General features: G+C 75.3%; 12 protein-coding genes and 1 pseudogene. 12 read left to right on the top strand and 1 reads right to left on the bottom strand.

Annotated features, from left to right (window positions below):
* A pseudogene (locus ABTY15_RS27545) lies at positions 1-98 on the bottom strand (3-isopropylmalate dehydratase small subunit); the annotation flags it as partial.
* On the opposite strand from ABTY15_RS27545, the gene ABTY15_RS27550 reads away from it, so the two are divergent.
* The 12 genes from ABTY15_RS27550 (at position 55) to ABTY15_RS27605 (ending at position 16,266) form a co-directional block, all read left to right on the top strand.
* Positions 55-744 (top strand): SCO family protein, encoded by a 690-nt coding sequence (locus ABTY15_RS27550; RefSeq protein WP_350601049.1) that lies wholly within the window; start codon positions 55-57, stop codon positions 742-744. The pseudogene ABTY15_RS27545 and the gene ABTY15_RS27550 overlap by 44 nt on opposite strands.
* Positions 741-1,250 carry a copper chaperone PCu(A)C gene (locus ABTY15_RS27555; protein WP_350601052.1) on the top strand — a complete coding sequence of 170 codons (510 nt, stop codon included), beginning with the start codon at positions 741-743 and terminating at the stop codon, positions 1,248-1,250. The genes ABTY15_RS27550 and ABTY15_RS27555 overlap by 4 nt, the downstream gene beginning before the upstream one ends.
* 19 nt (positions 1,251-1,269) lie before the next feature.
* Positions 1,270-3,342: a copper resistance CopC/CopD family protein gene (locus ABTY15_RS27560; protein ID WP_350601054.1), complete on the top strand. Its 2,073-nt coding sequence runs from the start codon at positions 1,270-1,272 to the stop codon at positions 3,340-3,342.
* 5 nt (positions 3,343-3,347) lie between these two features.
* Complete coding sequence (efeB, locus tag ABTY15_RS27565; RefSeq protein ID WP_350601057.1) at positions 3,348-4,613, top strand: iron uptake transporter deferrochelatase/peroxidase subunit; 1,266 nt, start codon at positions 3,348-3,350, stop codon at positions 4,611-4,613.
* A gap of 111 nt (positions 4,614-4,724) precedes the next feature.
* The gene (pheA, locus tag ABTY15_RS27570) at positions 4,725-5,660 is read left to right on the top strand and encodes a prephenate dehydratase (RefSeq protein WP_350601059.1); all 936 of its coding nucleotides are present in this window, start codon (positions 4,725-4,727) and stop codon (positions 5,658-5,660) included.
* A gap of 506 nt (positions 5,661-6,166) precedes the next feature.
* Positions 6,167-7,441, top strand: a complete 1,275-nt coding sequence (gene serS, locus ABTY15_RS27575; RefSeq protein ID WP_350601061.1) for a serine--tRNA ligase — start codon at positions 6,167-6,169, stop codon at positions 7,439-7,441.
* A gap of 66 nt (positions 7,442-7,507) precedes the next feature.
* Positions 7,508-8,365, top strand: a complete 858-nt coding sequence (locus ABTY15_RS27580; protein ID WP_350601064.1) for an HAD family hydrolase — start codon at positions 7,508-7,510, stop codon at positions 8,363-8,365.
* Between the two features lie 120 nt (positions 8,366-8,485).
* Positions 8,486-9,034: a nucleotide exchange factor GrpE gene (gene grpE / locus ABTY15_RS27585; protein ID WP_350601067.1), complete on the top strand. Its 549-nt coding sequence runs from the start codon at positions 8,486-8,488 to the stop codon at positions 9,032-9,034.
* A gap of 57 nt (positions 9,035-9,091) precedes the next feature.
* Positions 9,092-10,672: an Hsp70 family protein gene (locus tag ABTY15_RS27590; protein ID WP_350601070.1), complete on the top strand. Its 1,581-nt coding sequence runs from the start codon at positions 9,092-9,094 to the stop codon at positions 10,670-10,672.
* A 19-nt stretch (positions 10,673-10,691) separates the two neighbouring features.
* On the top strand, positions 10,692-13,346 hold the full coding sequence (locus ABTY15_RS27595) for a hypothetical protein (RefSeq protein WP_350601073.1): 2,655 nt from the start codon (positions 10,692-10,694) through the stop codon (positions 13,344-13,346).
* Positions 13,347-13,351: 5 nt separating this feature from the next.
* The gene (locus ABTY15_RS27600) at positions 13,352-14,458 is read left to right on the top strand and encodes a TRAFAC clade GTPase domain-containing protein (RefSeq protein WP_350601076.1); all 1,107 of its coding nucleotides are present in this window, start codon (positions 13,352-13,354) and stop codon (positions 14,456-14,458) included.
* 5 nt (positions 14,459-14,463) lie between these two features.
* Positions 14,464-16,266, top strand: a complete 1,803-nt coding sequence (locus ABTY15_RS27605) for a GAP1-N2 domain-containing protein (RefSeq protein WP_350601078.1) — start codon at positions 14,464-14,466, stop codon at positions 16,264-16,266.
* Positions 16,267-16,268: the final 2 nt, after the last annotated feature.

Here is a 16,268-nt window from a genome sequence, read left to right on the forward strand (position 1 = left end):
AACAGGCCGCCCTCGAAGCCGGACCGGGTGACCTTCTTCAGCCAGTGCGCCGGGATGATCTGGTCGGTGTCGACGTTGCTGCGGCGCAGCGGGACCACCCGCCTGGTCGGCGCGGCCGCCGTCGCACTGGCCGCCGCGCTGACCCTGACCGCCTGCGGATCCTCCGGCGGCGGCCCGGGCCCCGCCAAGGTCGTCCAGCAGAAGCAGGACTCGCCGTACCAGGGCACCAAGCTCAGCAAGAACTTCGAGAAGCCGGACCTCCAGCTGACCGACACCTCGGGACAGCCGTACGACCTGCGGCAGCAGACCAACGGCAAGGCCACCCTGCTGTTCTTCGGCTACACCAGCTGCCCGGACGTCTGCCCGACCACCATGGGCGACATCGGCGTGGCGATGAAGGCCCTCTCCGCCGAGGACCGCAAGAAGATCAACGTCGTCTTCGTCTCCACCGATCCGCAGCGCGACACCCCCAAGGTGCTGCGCACCTGGCTGGACTCGATGGGCAGCGACTTCATAGGCCTCACCGGTGACCTGGCCAAGGTGAAGACGGCCGCGAAGTCCCTCGGCATCATGATCGAGGATCCGGTGGTCAACCCGGACGGCACCGTCACCTCCACCCACGGCGCGCAGGTGCTGGCCTTCCTCCCGTCCGACGACAAGGCGCACGTGCTCTACCTCAGCGGCACCGAGGAGAAGACGTACGAGCACGACCTGCCGCTGCTGGCCAAGGGGGTCGCGGCATGAAGGGGGGCATCGGCCGCGCGCCGCTCGGCTTCCGGCGGACGGCGCTCACGGGTGCCGTCCTGGCGACGGCCCTGGGCGGCGGCGCCATCCTGGTCGCCTGCGGGGCGGGCGGTCAGGACGGCGCCGCCGGCGACGGACCGGCCCGGCTGAGCGTCGCCGACTCCTACATCCCGCTGCCGCCGGCCGGCGGCATGGCGGCCGGCTACCTGACCGTCCGCAACGACGGCGGGCAGGACCAGCTGGTCAAGGTGAGCAGCCCGGGCGCCGAGTCGATCACCATGCACCGCTCGACCCCGTCCAGCATGGAGCAGGTCGACCGGCTGGACGTGCCCGCGCACGGCGCGTTGCGGTTCGCCCGGGGCGGCACCCATCTGATGATCATGGGTTGGCAGAAGGCCCCCGCCCTCGGCGACGAGCTGGAACTCGACCTGACCTTCGCCAAGTCCGGCACCATCGCGGTCAGGGTGCCGGTCAAGGAGCTCACGTACCGCCCCGACCAGAGCTGAGACGAGGGGACCCGCCAGCATGGAGAAGGCCTCCCACCACCGGACCGCCCACCGCCGGGCGGCCGTCCACCGGACCGCCGCCCGCCGGATCGCCGGTGCGCTCGGGGTGCTCGGCGCACTGCTCGCGCTGATGCTCGCCGGGGCCGGACCGGCCGCCGCGCACGCCACCCTGGAGTCCACCGACCCGCACCAGAACTCGGTGGTCGCCGCCGCGCCGCAGGCGGTCACGCTGACCTTCAGCGAGTCCGTCTCGCTGTCCGCCGACTCCGTCCGGGTGCTCGACCCGGCCGGCCGGGCGGTGGACGCCGGCAACCCGGGGCACGCCGACGGCCGGGCCAACACCGCCCGGGTCGGCCTGACCGGCGGCCTCGCCAACGGCACGTACACGGTGGCCTGGCGCGCCGTCTCGGAGGACTCGCACCCGATCGGCGGCGCCTTCACCTTCTCCATCGGCGCGCCCTCGGACACCTCGGTGTCCGCCACCGCGCTCCAGGGCGCCAAGGCCGACGGCCTGGTCGCCACCCTCTACGGCACCGGGCGCACCGTCGCGTACGCGGCGTTCGCGCTGCTCGCCGGAGCTGCCGCGTTCGTGCTGGTCTGCTGGCCCGGCGGGGCCACCCGGCGACCGGTGCAGCGGCTGCTGATGACCGGCTGGGTGGGGCTGCTGGTCTCCACCGTCGCGGTGCTGATGCTGCGCGGTCCGTACGAGCGCGGCTCGGGGATCGGGCAGGCCTTCGACCTGTCGCTGGTGCGCGCCACCCTGGACGAGCGGATCGGCACCGCGCTGGCCGCCCGGCTGCTGCTGCTCGCGGCGGGCGGGGTGTTCCTGTCGCTGCTGGTCGGCCAGCTGGGGCAGCCGACGACGCAGCCCGCCGCTCAACCGACCGCGAAGCCGACGACGGCCGACGACGGCGGGGACGAGGAGGCCGCCGAGCTGCGGGAGCTGGAGCAGCGCGCCGCCGAACGGCCGCAGCGCGAGGCCCGGCTCGGCCTCGGCGTCGCCGGGCTGGTGCTGGCGGTCGCCCTCGCCGCGACCTGGGTCGGCGCCGACCACGCCGCGGTGGGCATCCAGGTCTGGCTGGCGCTGCCGCTCGGCATGCTGCACCTGATCGCGATGGCCCTGTGGCTGGGCGGCCTGGCGGCCCTGCTGGTCGCGCTGCGCGCGGGCGTCGGCGCGGAGGTCGTCGACCGCTTCTCCCGGATCGCCTTCGGCGCGGTGGCGGTGCTGACCGCCACCGGGCTCTACCAGTCCTGGCGCGGCCTCGGCAGCTGGGGCGCACTGACCGGCACCGAGTACGGGCGGCTGCTGCTGGTGAAGACCGGCTGCGTGGTCGCGATGCTCGGCGTCGCCTGGATCTCCCGCTCCTGGCTGGCCCGGCTGCGGGCCGCCCCGGCCGAGGCGGCGGAGGTCGAACCGGCCGAGCTGCCGGAGCCGGTCGCGGTCGCCGCGCACGCCGAGGAGCCGGCCCCGGCACCCGCCGAGGACCGGGTGCGGCAGGCCCAGCTGGCCCGCCAGCGGGCGGCCCGGGAGAGCGCCGGGCGCGACCGCGGACTGACCCCGACCCGGGCCGGGCTGCGCCGCTCGGTGCTGGTGGAGGCGCTGGTCGCGGTCGCCGTGCTGGCGGTCACCACGATGCTCACCAACTCGCCGCCCGGGCGGGTCGCGAGCGAGGTCCGGGCGGGCGCCGCCGCCCCGGCCCCGGCCCCGGCGGGCGGGGGCGCGCCCGCCGCGCAGACCGAGCCGGGCCGCACCCTGGAGCTCAAGCTCCCGTACGACACCAAGGGCCGGACGCCGAACGCCAAGGGCACCGCGACCGTCACCCTCAACCCGGCCCGGACCGGCCCCAACGAGGTGCACCTCAAGCTGGACGGCGCGGACGGCCGGCCGGTCGAGGTCCCCGAGGTCGAGCTCGCCTTCACCCTGCCGGACCGCGACCTCGGCCCGCTGCCGGTGGCACTCACCCCGGAGGGCACCGGCCGCTGGAGCGGCACCGCACAGCTGCCGCTGGCCGGGAACTGGGTGGTGTCGGTGCAGATCCGCTCCTCCGACATCGACCAGACCACCCCCACCCAGCAGCTCAAGATCGGCTGACCGCGATGAACCACGACGAAGCGCCCGACCGCGGCGGCTTCACCCGCCGGGCCCTGCTCGGCACCGCCGGCGCCGGGCTGCTGGCCGGGGCCGGCGCCGGGGTCGCCGGGGCGGTCGCCCTGGACCGCGGCCCCGGCGGCACGCCCGCCGCCGCCCCCGGCGGGGCGCTCGGCGCGGCCCGGGTGGCGTTCCACGGCGAGCACCAGGCCGGCATCCTCGACCCGCAGCAGGCCCGGGTCCAGCTGGCCGCCTTCGACCTGGCCGAGGGCGCCGGCCGGGACGGGCTGCGCGCGCTGCTGAAGCGCTGGACCGGGGCGGCCGAGCGGCTGACCGCGGGGGAGCCGGCCGAGGAGTTCGAGAACCAGGTCGCCCTGGACGCCGGCCCCTGCTCGCTCACCCTCACCGTCGGCTTCGGCGCCGCCCTGTTCGACAAGGCCGGGCTGGCCGACCGCCGGCCGGCCGCGCTCGAACCGCTGCCCGCCTTCCCCGCCGACGCGCTCGACCCGGCCCGCGGCGACGGCGACCTGTTCGTCCAGATCGGCGCCGACGACGCCCTGGTCGCGGTGCACGCGCTGCGGGTGCTGCAACGGCTGGCGGCCGGCACGGCGGCGCTGCGCTGGCAGACGGCCGGCTTCGCCCGGACGCCCGGCGCCACCGCGCGGCCGGTGACCGGACGCAACCTGATGGGCCAGATCGACGGCACCAACAACCCGAAGCCCACCGAGGACGGCTTCGCCGCCAAGGTCTTCTGCGCCGCCGGAGGCGACCAGCCGGCCTGGCTGGCCGGCGGCTCGTACCTGGTCTACCGGCGGATCCGGATGCTGCTGGACAGCTGGGAGGCGCTGCCGGTGGACCGGCAGGAGCGGGTGATCGGACGGCGCAAGGCGGACGGCGCACCGCTGTCCGCGCCCCCCGGAGCGGCGGAGCACACGCCGGTGGACCTGGCCGCGCAGGGCCCCGACGGCGCCCTGGCGATCCCCGCCGACGCGCACGTCCGGGTCGCCGCCCCGGCCGCCAACGGCGGGGCCGCGATGCTGCGGCGCGGCTTCTCGTACCACGACGGCCTGCTGCCGGACGGCGCGCCGGACGCCGGGCTGCTCTTCCTCGCCTTCCAGACCGACCCGCGCAAGGGGTTCACCCCGGTGCAGCGCAAGCTCTCCCGGGGCGACGGCCTCTCCCGCTTCCTGCGGCACGAGGCCGGCGGCCTGTACGCGGTGCCCCCGGGGGTGCCGGCCGGGGGCTACCTCGGCCAGCAGCTCCTGGAGGGCTGAGGCCCGCGCGCACGCCCGTTCCGTCCACTGAAACGCTTTCATGGACGGTGAACCGAGTGGTTATGGTGACTGCTTCGGTAAGACCCTTCCGCTCCGTCTGGAGGCGCCACCATGTCCGCCACCCGCTACACCTACCTCGGCCCGGCGGGCACCTTCACCGAGGCGGCGCTGCGCACCCTGCCGGAGGCGGCGACCCGGGAGCTGGTGCCGCTGGCCTCGGTGCCGCTGGTGCTGGACGCGGTGCGCGGCGGGGAGGCCTCGGGCGCGTTCGTCCCGATCGAGAACTCGGTCGAGGGCGCGGTGACCGCGACCAGTGACGAACTGGCCTCCGGGGCGCCGCTGATGATCTACCGCGAGGTGCTGCTGCCGATCTCCTTCGCGCTGCTGGTGCGGCCGGGCACCGAGCTGTCCGGGATCAAGACGGTGACCAGCCACCCGGTGGCCCAGCCGCAGGTGCGCCGCTGGCTGGCGGCCAACCTGCCGGACGCCCGGTGGGAGGCGGCCGCCTCCAACGCGGACGGCGCCCGGCTGGTCGCCGAGGGCCGGTACGACGGGGCGTTCGCGGGTGAGTTCGCGGCGCCGATCTACGGGCTGGACCCACTGGTCAAGGAGATCGCGGACGCGCAGAACGCGACCACCCGCTTCGTCCTGGTCGGCCGGCCGGGGCGGGTCTCCTCGCCGACCGGCGCGGACAAGACCTCGATGGTGGTCTGGCTGCCGGACGACCACCCGGGTGCGCTGCTGGAGCTGCTCCAGGAGTTCGCGGTGCGCGGGATCAACCTGATGCGGATCGAGTCCCGGCCGACCGGCGAGGGGCTGGGCAGCTACTGCTTCCTGATCGACTGCGAGGGGCACCTGTCCGAGCGCCGGGTGGCCGAGGCGCTGATGGGGCTCAAGCGGATCTGTCCGCAGGTGCGGTTCCTCGGCTCCTATCCGCGGGCGGACCAGCAGGTGTCCACGCACCGGCGGCCGGGGACCTCGGACGCCGATTTCGCCGCGGCGGCCGACTGGCTCTCCCGGTGCCTCGACGGGCGCGCGGACATCTGACCGCCGACTTTCGTTTTCCCGTCCTTTTGCGACTGTTTTCGACCGGTCCACCCAACCACGGCGAGTGACCGCACCCGCTGTCCACAGGCCCACCTCGATGCCGGGCCGCTGTCCACAGGGCCGCCCACTGTCCACAGCCGAGAGTTATCCACAGGCCTGGGGACGAGTCGACAAACCGGTATAGCCACTGCACAGATCGGTCGGATCATCGGTTTGCGTCGCAGAGATGACTAATCGGACCAGAGTCACCCGCTTGCCAGCAAATCACCCGTCCGAGTGCTTCAATTCCCTCACCCGAGAAGGTCAAATGAGGTTTGAAACCTCAATTCCCTGGTTTCGGTGAGCGGCGGCCTGCCGCCCCCAGGGATCCACAGCCCCGGAGCCGCGCCTGTGGATAACCTCACACCGCGCCGCTCCCCCGAAAAGTTATCCACAGGCTGTGGTGAGTTATCCCCAGGGGAAAACCGGTACCGGTGGACGAGCGCCCGCCCGGTAGGCTTGGGCCCGTGATTGACCTTCGCCTGCTCCGTGAGGACCCTGACCGAGTGCGCGCCTCGCAGCGCGTCCGTGGCGAGGACGTCGACCTGGTCGACGCCCTCCTCTCCGCCGACGAGCGGCGCCGGTCCTCGGGCAGCCGCTTCGACGAACTGCGCAGCGAGCAGCGGACGCTCGGCAAGCAGGTCGCCCAGGCCAAGGGCGAGGAGAAGACCGCCCTGCTGCAACGCACCAAGGAGCTGGCCGCCGAGGTCAAGGCCGCGGACGCCGAGCAGGGTGCGGCCAAGGAGGAGGCCGAGCGCCTGCTCCGCTCGCTGGCGAACCTCATCGACCCGGCCGCCCCGGTCGGCGGCGAGGAGGACTTCGTCACCCTGGAGGAGATCGGCACCCCGCGCGACTTCGCCGCCGAGGGCTTCGAGCCCCGCGACCACGTCGAGCTCGGCCAGATCCTGGGCGCGATCGACACCGAGCGCGGCGCCAAGGTCGCCGGTGCCCGGTCCTACTACCTGACCGGCGTCGGCGCGCTGCTGGAGCTCGCCCTGGTCAACATGGCGATCGCCCAGGCCACCGCCGCGGGCTTCATCCCGATGATCACCCCGACCCTGGTCCGCCCGGCCGCCATGGACGGCACCGGCTTCCTCGGCCAGGCCGCCGAGAACGTGTACCACCTGGCGGAGGACGACCGGTACCTGGTCGGCACCAGCGAGGTCCCGCTGGCCGCGTACCACATGGACGAGATCATCGACGCCGAGAAGCTGCCGCTTCGCTACGCCGGCTACTCGTCCTGCTTCCGCCGCGAGGCCGGCACCTACGGCAAGGACACCCGCGGCATCATCCGCGTCCACCAGTTCGAGAAGGTGGAGATGTTCGTCTTCACCACGCCCGAGGACGCCGAGAACGAGCACCGCCGCCTGCTCCAGTGGGAGAAGGACTTCCTCAACGCGCTGGAGCTGCCGTACCGGGTGATCGACGTCGCCTCCGGCGACCTCGGCGCCTCGGCGGCGCGCAAGTTCGACATCGAGGCCTGGATCCCCACCCAGGGCAAGTACCGCGAGGTCACCTCGACCTCGAACACCACCGAGTACCAGGCCCGCCGACTGGCCATCCGGATGCGCGAGGAGGGCAGGACCCGCCCGCTCGCCACCCTGAACGGCACCCTGGTCGCCGTCCCGCGCACCATCGTGGCGATCCTGGAGAACCACCAGCAGGCCGACGGCTCGGTGGTCGTGCCCGAGGCGCTGCGGCCGTTCCTCGGCGGGCGGGCCGTCCTCGAACCGGTCAAGTAGCCCCAGCCGGGTCAGCCGACCCCAGCACCACCGCACCACCCGCGACTCCCGGGAGACGTCCGGCCCATGAGCACCACCAGCCCCAGCCCCGTCTCCCCCGGTGCCGCCCCGAGCGGTGGCGACCTGCCCTACCGGCTGGTCGCCACCGACCTCGACGGCACGCTGCTGACCAGCGCGGAGACCGTCTCCGAGCGCACCCGCGCCGCCCTGGCCACGGCCGTCGAGGCGGGCGCGCTGCACATCGTCGTCACCGGCCGCTCGGCGGTCTGGGCCCGCCCGGTCCTCGACGAGATCGGGTACACCGGGATAGCCGTCTGCGGCCAGGGCGCCCAGGTGTACGACGCCGGTGCCCACAAGCTGCTCACCTCGCTCACCCTGGACCGCCGGCTCGCCGCGCTCGCCATCGAGAAGATCGAGGCCGAGACCGGCCCGCTGGCCGTCGCCGCCAACCAGGACGGGCTGGACGGCCAGGTGCTGGCCGGGCCCGGGTACGAGCTGCAGATCGGCTCCGACCTCCCGGTGGTCCGGGTCGAGCGCTTCGAGCTGCTCGACTCCCCGGTCGCCAAGCTCTACATCCAGCACCCCCGCCTCACCGACGACGCGCTCGCCGAGGCCGCCCGCCACGCCGCCGGAGGCCTGGTCGGCGTCGTGATGGCCGGGCCCGGCGTGGTCGAGCTGCTGCCGCTGGGCCTGTCCAAGGCCACCGGGCTGGCCGTCGCCGCCCGCCGCCTGGGCGTGCGCGCCGCCGACACCATCGCCTTCGGCGACATGCCCAACGACATACCGATGTTCGCCTGGGCCGCGCACGGCGTGGCGATGGCCAACGCCCACGAGGAACTGCTCGCGGTCGCCGACGAGGTCACCGCGAGCAACGACGAGGACGGCGTGGCCGCCGTCCTGGAACGGCTCTACCCGGCCCGCTGAGACAGGCCCTGGGGCACTGATTCTTGGGCGAATGACCCCCGGGCCCGCCCCCGCTGTGCCAGAGTAAGCGCGCCGATCACCCACGGGTCGGCACGTCGGCGCGCACACGGGGGGACCGCCATGGACGAGACGCCGCCGGAGGCCACCGGGCCCGCCGAGCTGCACGAGGCCGTCCGGGCGCTCGGCCGCAGCCTCGCGGCCCAGACCGAACAGGCCGCCCGCCGCGAGGAGATCATCACCCGGCTGCACGACGAGAACCAGCGGCTGCGCCGGGGCGAGATCGCCGCCGCGGTCGACCTCGTCCGGCACGGCCTGATCCGGCTGCACGACCGGATCACCGTCCAGGCCCGGCAGTTGGACGCCCCGCTCAACCTCCCCGAACTCCGCGCGCTGCTGGAGGCGTTGGCGCAGGAGGCGGCGGAGACGCTGGCCACCACCGGGGTCGACCGCTACGATCCCGTGCCGGGCACCGGGTTCGACCACCAACTGCACCGCGCGGTCGGACGGGTGGCGGCCGCCGCACCCGAACAGGACGGCAGCGTCACCGAGGTGCGCGCCGCCGGATTCCGGCAGGACGACCGGATCGTCCGCAAGTCCGAAGTCGTGGTGGCCCGTTGGAGTGAACCACCGGCCGACGGCGAACCGGGCCGGGCGCCTTCGGCGTCCTGACGACACGTCAACCCGAGCCCGGAGAGCCAGAGCGCCCACAGAGGGGGACAGACAGCCATGGCCGTGTACGGCATCGACCTCGGCACCACCTACTCCTGCATCGCGTGCATCGACGACGTCGGCCGCCCCACCGTGCTGCGGAACCTGGAGGGGACGGACACCACCCCCTCGGTGGTGTACTTCGAGGGCCCGGACTCCACCGTGGTCGGCCAGAGCGCCAAGGACGCCGCCGTGGTCGACCCCGAGCACGTGGTCTCGCTGATCAAGCGCGACATGGGCAGCGAGGGCGTCGTCCGCTCCTTCCACGGGCGGGAGTTCACCCCCGAGGAGATCTCCGCCCGGATCCTGCGCAAGCTGGGATCGGACGCCCAGGTGTCCGGCGGCCACGAGGTGCTGGACGTGGTCATCACCGTGCCCGCGTACTTCGGCCTCGCCGAGCGGGAGGCCACCCGCCGGGCCGGGCAGATCGCCGGACTGCGCGTGCTGGACGTGGTGGCCGAGCCGATCGCCGCCGCCCTCGACTACGGCGCCCTCGACCCGGCCGACGGCGAACGCGCCGTCCTGGTCTACGACCTGGGCGGCGGCACCTTCGACACCACCGTGCTGACCCTGGACGGCAACCGGCTCACCGTCGTCTGCACCGACGGCTCCAAGGAGCTGGGCGGCGCCGACTGGGACGACCGGATCGTGCTGCACCTGGTGGACGAGTTCCTGCGCGCCCACCCCGACGCCGGCAGCCCGCTCTCCGACGCGCAGAGCGAGACCCAGCTGCGCAAGGACGCCGAGGCCGCCAAGCAGGCGCTCTCCTTCCGGGAGAGCTACACCGTCCGGGTGATGCACCAGGGCCTGGTCCACAGTGTCGAGCTGACCCGGGCGGTGTTCGAGGAGCTGACCGCCGACCTGCTCGACCGCACCATCGAACTGACCCGCCGCACCGTGGAGTTGGCCCGCAGCCGGGGCGTCGTCCGGTTCGACGACGCGCTCCTGGTCGGTGGCTCGGCCAAGATGCCGGCCGTCGCCCGGCGGCTGGCGGAGGAGTTCGGCTTCGAGGCCAGGCTGCACAACCCCGACCTGGCGGTGGCCCGCGGCGCCGCGCTGTACGCCCTGGACCGGGCCCGGTTCATCGTCGAGAGCGGCGCCGAGCTGGACGGCCCGCCGCCCGAGGTGCCCGACCTCGGCCCGATCTCCCAGCGGCCGCCGCTGGAGATCGCCACGGTCGCCTCGCGCGGCTACGGCATCCTGGTCCACGACCCGGAGACCGAGGTCTCCTCGATCTACCACCTGGTGCACGCCAACGACAGCCTGCCGGCCTCCCGGACCGAGGACTTCTACACCATCCGGCCCAACCAGACCGGGGTGCACGTCCAGGTCCACGAGCAGGCCGGCGCGGTCGAGTCCGCCGAGCTCGCGCACAACGTGTCGGTGGCCGAGGGGAACCTCACCATCCCGCCCGGCAAGCCCGCCAACTGGCCGATCCAGGTGACGTACACACTCAGCGTCTCCGGTCTGCTGTCGGTGGTCGCGATCGAGCGGGAGACCGGCGAGGAGCTGCACATCTCGGTCCAGATCACGACCGGGATGACGGACCAGCAGGTCGACGACGCCCGCGCCCACCTCAGCCGGGTCCGGATCAGCTGAGCCCGACCGGAACGCACCGATGGCCTTCGACGAACAGCGCTACCGCCGCGAGGTCCTGGACGCCGGGTTACCCGTCCGGGACAACCTGCGGTGGCGCTACCAGCTGCCCGAACGGCTGACCGCTGAGGAGGTCGCCACCACCGTGGCGGCCGTCCGGGCCTGCTGGGCGCGGCTGTACTCGCGGCTCAAGTACAAGCCGGTGATCACCGAACTGCGCGCCGCGGACGTCGCGCTGCGGCCCGTCCTGGACGCCGCCGCCGGCGGTGACCTCGGGCCGCTGCGGGCCGAACTGGCCAGCCAGGACAGCGCCGAGAACACCGCCCGGGCCCGGCTGCGGGCCGCGCTGGAGCAGGCCGCCGACGGTCTCGGCCTGCTCGCCCCCGCCGCCCTCGCCGAACTGGCCCGCGCCCACGACTCCACCCCGGACGCGCTCCGGGCCCTGCTCGACGGCTCCGGGATCACCCTCGCGGAGCCCGAGACCCTGCCCGTCGAACCGCCGCACCCCGCGTACGCGCCGGTCGCCCGGCAGCTGGAGATCCTGAAGCTCCGCCACCTGGCCGACTTCCTGGAGACCGCCACCACCGGCGGCCGCTGCGCCGGGCCGGTCCGCTACTTCGCCCCGCCCCGGACCGACACCGCGGTGGTCGACCGGGCCGCGCACGCCTGGGGCCGGCAGCCGCACGGCGCCGTGCTGACCGCCGCCGAGACCGTCGTCGCCGCCGCCCGCCAGGTGCTGCGCGAACAGGGTCCGGACGGGCTGGCCGCCGCCCTGCGGTACGAGCTGCTCACGGCCCTGCGCCGGCGCCGCACCAGCCGCAGCACCGGCCCCGAACTGCTCGGCCACGCCGTCGACGGGCTCGGCCTCGACCGCGGCGACGCCCGCCGGCTGGTCTTCGCCGTCCTGCACGAGCACCCCGACCGGGAGGACCCGGTCCTGGCCGAACTGCGCCGGCTGGCCGCCGCCGGGCGGCTCACCGCCGCGGTCGAGACCGCCCGCCGGGCCCCCGCCGGGACCCTGCCGCCCGAGGCCGAGCAGCTGCGCGACCACCTGGGCGCCGAACTGGACCGGGCGCTCGCCAAACGGCGGCAGGCGGAGCGGATCCGCGGCACCGACCCCGACCGGGCCTGGTACCTGCTCGACGAGATCGAAGCCGCCGTCAAGGACCTGCCCGGCGTCGACGACCTGCGGCGCGCCCTGCCGCCGCACCCGGTGCCGTCCGTCACCGCGCACCCCGACGGGGCGGGCGTCCTGGTCGGCTGGCGGCCCACCCCGTCCACCGCCGGCGAGCCGGTGTACCGGATCGTCCGCACCGTCGGACGGCCGCCGCGCACCGAGCGGGACGGCACCGAGCTGCCGCCGCCCGCCCCCGGCGCGGACAGCCTGCGCGACCCCGACCCGCCCGTCAACGCCCTCCTCCACTACGGGGTTTCGGTCCGCCGCGCGGCCGAGCCGAACGGGCAGCCGTCCCGGCTGGCGGTCTCCCCGCCGGTCTTCCACCGGCCCGAGGTGTCCGGCGCCGGGCTGCGGGCCGGGAGCGGCGTGGTCACCGCCCGCTGGAGCTGCCCGCCCGAGGCGGAGTCGGTGCAGGTCACCCGCGATCCCGGCGGCGTCCCGGTGCCGGCCGGGCGGGACGGCTTCACCGACACCGGCCTCAGCAACGCCACCGCGTACGGCTACCGGATCCGCGCCGTCTACCGCGGCCCGGACGGTGCCCGCGCGGCCACCGCCGGCCTGCGGCTCACCGCCGTCCCCAGCGCACCGCCCAGCCCGGTGGGCGCGCTGACCGTCCGGGCCCAGCCCGGCCAGCCCGGCCGGCTGGTCGCCCACTTCGCCCGGCCGCGCAGCGGCACCGTCGAGCTGTACCTGCTGGACCGCGAGCCGCCCTGGCCGGCCGGCCACCGGCTGCCGGTGGCCCGGGTCCGGGCCGCCGCCCGCAGCGTCGACGCCCGCCCGGAGCGGGACGGCGGCCTCGGCTTCACCGCGCCCGGCGGCCGGGCCGTCGTCCTGGCCGTCACCGTCGCGGGCGAGGACGCCGTCATCGGCGACCACCAGCCCGTCCTCGCCCTGCCCGGCCTCGGCCGGCTGACCGCGACCCGGCGCAGCGGCGAGGTCCTGCTCGCCCTCGACTGGCCCGCCCACGAGGTCGACACGATCGAACTCGGCTGGTCCCCGGCCGGCGAACCGCCCCGGACCCAGGTCGTCACCCGCGGCGACTACCTGCACCACGGCGGCGTCCGGCTGCCCGCCCCGGACGGGCGCGCGCTGCGGATCGAGGCCCGGGCGGTGGCCACCGTCGACCGGCGCAGGGTGCTCGGCCCGCCGAGCACCGTGGAGCTGCCGGCCCGGATCGACGTCGACTACACCGTGACCCGCACCGGCCTGCCGGGCCGGCGCCGGATCACCGCCGTCCTCACCGCCCCGCCGGACGCCCCCGCCGGGCTGCGCGCCGACCGGATCGTCCTGGTCCTCGGCACCGGCCCCGGCTGGCCGCTGCGGCCCGAGGAGGGCACCGCGCTCGGCGAACTGCGCGACGTCGAGCTCCCGCCCGGCACCCCCGTCGAACTGTCCGTCGCCGCCCCGGCCCACCGCGGCGGCTACTGGCTCAGATGCTTCGCGACCGGCGGCGGCGTGGTGCTGCGCGACCCGGCCGCCCGCACGTTGAAGGTGAAGTGAGGCCCGTGGCCCGGAAATGCGTCTGCCCGCACTGCTTCCGGCGGATCACCCACGCCGACACCCGGTTCGAGTGCGCCACCCCGGCCTGCCGCGGCGGCGAACCGCCCGTCGCCACCGACCCCAGGGCCGACCGGGCGGGCTGCGGGAGCTGCGGGCGGGTCACCAGCCGGCGGCTCTGCGCCCACTGCGGGGACCTGCTGCCCTCCGGCTACCTGGAACAGCCCGGCACCCTGGTCGCCCTGGTCGGGCCGCCCAACTCCGGCAAGTCCACCTACATCGGCGTGCTGGTGCACGAGCTGCGGCACGGCGTCGGCAAGGAGCTCGACGCCGCGCTCCAGCCCTGCGACGACAACACCGTCATCCAGTACGAGGAGGGCTACGGGCGCGTCCTGTTCGACGAGCACCGCACCGTCCGCAAGACCGACACCCGGCTCAACCGGCACAGCGTGGCCGGGCGCCCACTGGTCTACCAGCTCAAGCGCCGCCGCCGCGGCCTGTTCGGCCAGAAGCACGCCACCCTCACCCTGGTCTTCCTGGACGCGGCCGGCGAGCACTACGGCAGCGACGACCAGGTCGAACGGGAGGCCCGGTACCTCGCCGAGGCCGACGCCCTGGTGCTGCTGCTCGACCCGCAGGACCTGCCCGGCACCGCCGGTCCGGCCGGCCCCGGCCGGGCCGTCAGCGGCGGCGCCTCCACCGACGTGCTCAGCCGGGTGCTGCGCCACCTCACGGCCGTGCACGACGTGAAGCCCAACCGCAAGCTCAGGCTGCCGATCGCCGTCGCCATCACCAAACTCGACCTGCTGCTGACCGGCATCGAGGACAACTCCCCGCTGCGCCGCGAGCGTCCGGCCGGCGCGCGCTTCGACGCGGACGACCGGGAGGCCGTGCACACCGAACTGCGCGCCCGGCTCGACCAGTGGCAGGCCGACGGCGTGAGCCGCGAACTCGACCACTACTGCGCCGACTACCAGCTGTTCGGCATCTCCATGCTCGGCACCGCACCGCGCGGCGAGGCGATCGACCCGGGCGGCATCCGGCCGCACCGGATCGAGGACCCGCTGATCTGGCTCCTGCACAAATTCGGGATGCTCGACCGAGGAAAGGGCTGAAGGCCATGGCCGGCCAGGCACACTTCACCTCCGCTCCGCCGCAGCCCGGCAGCACCCAGGCCGGATTCCGCTTCACCGCCGTGTCACCCACCGCCCACCCGGCGCTGGGCGCGCTCACCCCGCTGCTCGGGTACGGGCCGCCGCCCGGTGCGCCGAGCGCCCCGACCCCGCAGGACATCGCCGCCTTCCCGCTCGCGTTCAGCTACCGCCGGCTGCCGGACGCCGCCGTCCTCGCCCAGTGCCGCTACACCGGCCAGGACTACACCGGCCGCTGGGGCAACTACTTCGGCCACGCCGTGCACGCCCTGCCCGAGGAGCTGGCCGGGCTGCGGCCGGTCGAACTCTGGCGCTCCCCGCTCTGGGCCGGCGCGGCCGCCCCGGACGGCACCGCCCTGCCCGACCTCCGTGAGCTCCCGCCCGGCCCGGCCGTCGCCCCCGACCGGGTCGCCGAGGGCTTCCGGGCCGCCGCGGCGCGTTGCGTCGGCCCGCTGACCGACCTGCTCTCCGCCGTCCTCGACCGGCTGCGCCGGCCCGACCGGGACCGGCCGATCGCGCTGGTCTCCGCCGACGCCGACCGGACCGCCGCCTGGATCGCCGCCGTCTCCTACGCGCTGCCCGCCCCGCTCGCCGCCGAACTCTCCTTCACCACCTACACCGACCGCCCGGGCGAGGCCCGGCACCACCTGGCCGGCACCGTCCCGGAGGTCTGGCAGCGCGACCGCGGCCGCGGTCCCGCCCTGCTGATCGACACCGCCGAGTGGGACGGCGCCGGCGAGGACACCGGCACCCGGCCCGGCCTCGCCGCCCGGCTGCTCGCCCGGGCCTGGGTGAGCGGGGACGTCGACCTGCTGGACGGCGTCGCCGAACTCTGGGAGCTCACCGGCAGCACCCGCGACCGGCCCGACCAGGCGGTCACCGCCCTGCAGGGCGCCTGCGCGCTGGTCGCCGCCGCCCGCGGCGAGCTCGCCCACGGCGCCCTCGACCCCGCCGACCACGCCGCCCTGACCGCCCTGCTCGACCGCACCGCCGCGCGCGGCGAACCGCTGCCCGACGCCCTCCGGGCCGCCCTCGCCCGGGAGCCCGCCCCGCCCGGCATCGACCACCGGCTCGCCGTCGAACTCGCCCAGCGCTACCCGGAGTTCAAACCGCTCGCCCAGCGCGCCCTGGCCGCCCGACTGCACACCCCCGGACCGCGCCGGGCGGACGGCACCGTGCTCGGCGAGCTGCTGCACGACCTCGACGCCCTCCAGGCCACCGGGTACGGTCCGGCGCCCGCCGAGATCCGCTCGGCCACCCGGCACCGGCTGGCCGCCGCCCCCGCGCCGCTCGGCCCGGCGCTCGGCCTGCTCCCCCCGGCGGCCCGGCCCGCGCCCGGCGAGGGGCCCGGTGCCGAGCTGCCGGAGGCGTACCGCTGGGCGGTCTTCCACGGGGTGCTGGACGCCCTGGAGACCTGCCCCGAGCTGTACCACCTCGCCCTCGACCGGCCCACCTGCGTACAGCTGGTGTCCGGTCCGCCCCAGCCGCCGGAGGCCTGGTCGGCCGTGCCGCGCACCGCCGTCCGGGTGTTCTCCGTCGGCTTCCAGGGCGCGGCCGAGCCCGCCCTGGACCGCGCCGTCGGCTCCCTCCTGAAGCTGCACCGGGAGCACCCCGGCCTCGACACCACCGAGGTCACCCGGGCCCTGCGCCGGTTGCTCAGCCCGCTCCCGGAGCAGCCGGCGGAGCCGACCGCCGACTCGCCCACGCCGGCCGAGCGGCCCGGGCGGTCCGGCCGGAGCCGCGGCTGGTTCAGCGGCCGCGGCGAGGGGTGAGC

The organism is Kitasatospora sp. NPDC097643 (genome assembly GCF_040302625.1).
Lineage (GTDB): Bacteria > Actinomycetota > Actinomycetes > Streptomycetales > Streptomycetaceae > Kitasatospora.

What these genes read in the sequence shown, in the direction of transcription:
- ABTY15_RS27550 (WP_350601049.1), top strand. Translation starts at nt 55, where the DNA reads ATGATCTGGTCGGTGTCGACGTTGCTGCGGCGCAGCGGGACCACCCGC.
- ABTY15_RS27555 (WP_350601052.1), top strand. Translation starts at nt 741, where the DNA reads ATGAAGGGGGGCATCGGCCGCGCGCCGCTCGGCTTCCGGCGGACGGCG.
- ABTY15_RS27560 (WP_350601054.1), top strand. Translation starts at nt 1,270, where the DNA reads ATGGAGAAGGCCTCCCACCACCGGACCGCCCACCGCCGGGCGGCCGTC.
- efeB (WP_350601057.1), top strand. Translation starts at nt 3,348, where the DNA reads ATGAACCACGACGAAGCGCCCGACCGCGGCGGCTTCACCCGCCGGGCC.
- pheA (WP_350601059.1), top strand. Translation starts at nt 4,725, where the DNA reads ATGTCCGCCACCCGCTACACCTACCTCGGCCCGGCGGGCACCTTCACC.
- ABTY15_RS27580 (WP_350601064.1), top strand. Translation starts at nt 7,508, where the DNA reads ATGAGCACCACCAGCCCCAGCCCCGTCTCCCCCGGTGCCGCCCCGAGC.
- grpE (WP_350601067.1), top strand. Translation starts at nt 8,486, where the DNA reads ATGGACGAGACGCCGCCGGAGGCCACCGGGCCCGCCGAGCTGCACGAG.
- ABTY15_RS27590 (WP_350601070.1), top strand. Translation starts at nt 9,092, where the DNA reads ATGGCCGTGTACGGCATCGACCTCGGCACCACCTACTCCTGCATCGCG.
- ABTY15_RS27595 (WP_350601073.1), top strand. Translation starts at nt 10,692, where the DNA reads ATGGCCTTCGACGAACAGCGCTACCGCCGCGAGGTCCTGGACGCCGGG.
- ABTY15_RS27605 (WP_350601078.1), top strand. Translation starts at nt 14,464, where the DNA reads ATGGCCGGCCAGGCACACTTCACCTCCGCTCCGCCGCAGCCCGGCAGC.